This is a genomic window from Candidatus Latescibacterota bacterium (assembly GCA_019038625.1).
In the GTDB taxonomy this organism is placed as follows: Bacteria; Krumholzibacteriota; Krumholzibacteriia; order Krumholzibacteriales; family Krumholzibacteriaceae; genus JAGLYV01.
In genome coordinates, this window is the sequence record JAHOYU010000048.1 from 1 (window position 1) to 4,203 (window position 4,203).

The 4,203-nt window shown below is 48.0% G+C and carries 3 protein-coding genes; 1 reads left to right on the forward strand and 2 read right to left on the reverse strand.

What is annotated here, in order from left to right; all coding sequences use genetic code 11:
* Nucleotides 1-166 precede the first annotated feature (166 nt).
* Nucleotides 167-2,392 (forward strand): hypothetical protein, encoded by a 2,226-nt coding sequence (locus KOO63_03495; protein MBU8920905.1) that lies wholly within the window; start codon nt 167-169, stop codon nt 2,390-2,392.
* A 6-nt stretch (nt 2,393-2,398) separates the two neighbouring features.
* Here KOO63_03495 and amrB read toward each other — a convergent pair whose 3' ends face one another.
* Both amrB and KOO63_03505 read right to left on the reverse strand, forming a co-directional pair.
* Complete coding sequence (gene amrB / locus KOO63_03500) at nt 2,399-3,886, reverse strand: AmmeMemoRadiSam system protein B (GenBank protein MBU8920906.1); 1,488 nt, start codon at nt 3,884-3,886, stop codon at nt 2,399-2,401.
* Between the two features lie 95 nt (nt 3,887-3,981).
* A partial coding sequence (locus tag KOO63_03505) for a radical SAM protein (GenBank protein ID MBU8920907.1) occupies nt 3,982-4,203 on the reverse strand: 222 nt, incomplete at its 5' end.

Consider the following 4,203-nt stretch of genomic DNA (forward strand, 5'->3'; position numbering starts at 1 on the left):
TTCAATGAGTGGGGACTGATCGATACAAGTGATATCGGACACGTAGTATTCAATCTTATCGAGGAGAAGATGCTCGAGAAGACGAATGATGACAGCCTGGACGATTTTGCCGGAGTGTTCGATTTCAAGAAGGTCTTCGAAGTGGATTATTTCGGAGGCGGATGAATTGCCCACCGATAATCGTCGATATCCATCCAATATCCACGTAGTTGCTTTCGGGGCCGGTGCCCTCTGTTCTCAGACATTGTATATTCGGGAACTTCTGTGTCTTTTTTCGGGGACGGAGTTTACGATCGGGTTTATCCTGTCATCATGGCTGTTCTGGGCTGGTGTGGGTGGTCTGCTTGCAGCCCGTTTGTCATCCCGGTCCTGGAAGCAGGCGAGGTCGACTCTGGGGTGTTTCGTTTTGATCGTTTCGATCCTGTTGCCTCTTACGGTAATAGGCATAAGAGTCGGGAGGAGCATGATGGCATATCCTCCTGGTACGATCCCTGAATATGGCCGGGCTCTTTTGTTCGCATTTACCGTTATAGCTCCTACCGCTGTTATCTTCGGGGCGATATTCAATATGGTAGTGAGATCCGGGAAATCAGATAAGCCCGGTTTAAAAAAAACAATCTCAAGAGTATATTGCCTTGAAGCAATCGGAGCAGTAGTGGGAGGACTGTTTTTCACTACACTTCTCCTGAGATTGTTTACTCATTTCGATGCAGCTCTCGTGATGTCTACTGTCATTATCGGAGCGACAGCGTATCCTTATCGAGGAAAGATCACATCGATATCGATAGTACTTTCAATATGTGGTGTAGTTCTGATCATATTCGGCGGAAACAGGATAGATGAAGCGAGCAGAAGACTTATCTACGAGGGATACGACTACATGGCCTCTATTTCATCCCGTTATAACGAGTCCGACATGGTCAGTTCGGGCGAGATCATATCCATATATTCAGGTGGTGGCAGGCTGTTTTCAGTGCCGGATCCTGTTGGATCGGGTGAAGCTGTCCACATACCCGTACTATCAGTGGACAAGCCGGAAAGAATCCTGCTTGCCGGGGGCACTATCGGTGGAACTGTTGAAGAGATATTATTGCATCAAGGGGTCAGGTCTATCCACTGTATTGAACTGGATAGATCGTTGCTGGAACTCTATGGAAAAGCGGGGCTGGTGGAATCCGAACGGGATGCAGCAGGGAGAGATGTTCCTTCAGCCAAATGGATAATCGATGACGCAAGAAGATACATTTCGTCGACCAGCGAGATGTACGACCTGATAATCATCAACACACCTCTTCCAATAAACCTGATGTGGAACAGGTATTACACGAAGGAGTTTTTCAGAGAAGTATCGGGTCGTCTGCGGGGTGGAGGGTTGCTGGCATTATCCCATAGTTCGTCCGAAAACTATATTTCCCCAGAGCTTTCCGGAGCATTGTCCTGTATCTACCGTACTCTCGAGGAGGAATTCGATTCGGTGTCCGTATTCCCCGGCAGCACGGCACACTTTGTTGCGGGAGACAGGAAAATCCGGACGAATGACATCATGGACAATCTGAGAGACAGGAAGATCGATTCCGGGTTCTTCACGGAAGAGTCACTGTCGGAAAGGTTGAGTGTGGAAAGGGTCGGGCACCTCAGGAAATCAATAAAGGATATGGGCGTTATAAGGATAAACAGTGACAGAATGCCTGTCCTGGTGGACTACGAACTCGAACTTGAATCAATGCGTGTCGGAAACAGGGTCCTCGCGCTTCTCTCAGGATATGACAATGTTCCGCGGATTCTGATCCTCATCCTGACTGCGCTCCCTTTCATCGGTCTGTTGGGCTTTCGTGGAAGTAGAAACACTGGTTCCGGGATCTTCATGACTGGATTCGCGGCCCTCGTATTCCAGGTTGCCATAATAATGGATTATCAGGCTGTTGCAGGGATCATCTATTATGGCATAGTCATGATCTCGGCATCCTTTATGGCTGGAGCTGCTATAGGTTCCGGGGGATTCATGATCGAAAGATATACGGGGTTCTACAAACGCCGAAATCTCCACATCATCATCCTTCTGATGGTCCTGTCATTTGTCACTTATCTATTATTTGCAGAAAGAATCGGAATCAGGGGTGGAGCATATGAAGCTGTTATCTATCTTTTCTCATTTTTAAACGGATTCTTTACTGGTTCATATTTTCTTTCATCCGTCAGGGCCGCCTCAACTTCCTCACTGGACAGAAACCCGGCGATATTTTATTCACTGGACCTTCTGGGAGGTTGTGCGGGAGGTATTCTTGGAAGCCTGGTCCTTATGCCTGCTGCGGGAACATGGTGGACTATGGGACTTGTGATCCTTTTACACGGGTTGGGTTCAGTGCGCGCAAATGATCAGACAAGCGATTGATGCGGGTCATTGTGACTGCATTTCTTTCTCGGAAAATATATCCGCTGAAAATACCTCAATAGTAGTCCCTTCTCTTTTCCATGCGTCCGGATCGAGGCCTGCTTTCAAGCAAGTCTGTGAGAGGAATGTCTCCCTGTCCCATTTCCATTCAGTGGCTACCTGTGGAAGAAGAAGTCCTCTTTGGCCACCGGCTGAAATGATAATACCATGCTTTCCCACTTCGATCTCTGACACGTCTTCTATCTTTTTGACAGGGCTGAGAACGGAGATCTCTATCATGATCTCGACCAGTTCCTCCTCACGAAGAGAGGGGAAGCGATGATCGTGGAACGCAGCAGCTTCAGCCATTTCCGATACAGTATCCAGAAGGGGTTTAACAGCTTCGATATATCCTATGCATCCGCGCAGTCTGCCGTTCTTGTGAAGAGTGACGAAGCCTCCACGTTTTTCGTGTAGAATGTCGGAGGAAGGTATGTCAAGGTCGACTTTCTTTTTGTTGAACAAAGATTCAAGGGTATGCCTGGCGAAAGAAAGCAGGAATCTCCTGTCAGATTCAGTAAGGCTGGTTTCGTCGCAAGGATTTCTGTCATCGTCGTCGGATACCAGTTTCTGCATTTTATCTTCTCTGACACAGTCTTCAGGATGTTCAGCGGATCTTGATATTGATGCTGAGACATATCCTACGACACTCGTGTTGTCACCTGTGATATCTCCGGAATTCGCGTATTTAAGAATAGAACAACAATCAGCCCCGAGTATTTTAGCTGCGGTCATGACGACTGCCGTCGGGCCTCCACCACAGGCTTCAGTCCGTCGGTCGGATAGTGAACGCAAGAGATCATCAGGAGCAAGATCAGTGAGATTGTTGATAAATACCCTGTCCAGAGACTCTGCGGAACGAGCATCATGGAAATGGGAAAGATCGGTACTCGCCACCATGAGGACATTCCTGCTCTTCAGTTCCCTTCCAAGTGCGGTTGCGAGATCTTTGATGATTTCGGGTGACTGATCGCCGATGACGATCGGTACGAGTTTGAATTCGCCGAGGGCGACCTGCAAAAAAGGTAGCTGGACCTCGAGAGAATGTTCTCCTCTCCCACTACTACCTGTTACATGGCCGGATTCACCGATCTTTATCAGGTCGCTTCCGTCTGCGATAGCGGAGGAAAGCTCGGAATCGATCGGGATATCTCCAAGGGGAGTCCTGTATGCTTCACCACGAAATATTGAAGCAAAGGGGAAATGCTCTATGTGACATGGAGAAATGACGACTACTGTCTCGAACTGGCCCTCTTTAAGACTGGCAAATGCTTCAGCAGCCACTTGTCCTGAATAGACATAACCTGCGTGAGGAGAAACCAGAGCGACCAAATCGCCGGAAGGGGGATTGCTTTTGATCCTTGAAAACATGGTCCTGATCTCACTACGAAGAGCATCGGGATCGCCGGGATAGAATTGTCCGGCCACTGCCGGCAAACGTACGCTGTTCTTCATGGAAAGACCTCTTCTTTCATTAGACGTGGCCGGCCTTGAAACTGACATGATCAGAAAAATCCCAATGAACAGAACAAGGGACCATACTGTATTTCTCAGGACCATATTCCCGGGATCTCCTCTCCGCAGAATCCGCAATTACCGACTTTCATGGATATTGAGGAAATACTGTAGCCTTTTCTCGATATTATCTTTTTACCACAGGAATGACAATAGGTACTCATGGATCTGTGGTCGGGAAGGTTGCCTATATATACATACCTGACACCCTCATCACGCATAATATTGTATGCCGTCTCAAGAGAGGAGATCGGAGT

Bases quoted from the DNA above. Each gene is read 5' to 3' on its own strand.
- amrB (MBU8920906.1), bottom strand. From the start codon at position 3,886: ATGAAGAACAGCGTACGTTTGCCGGCAGTGGCCGGACAATTCTATCCC.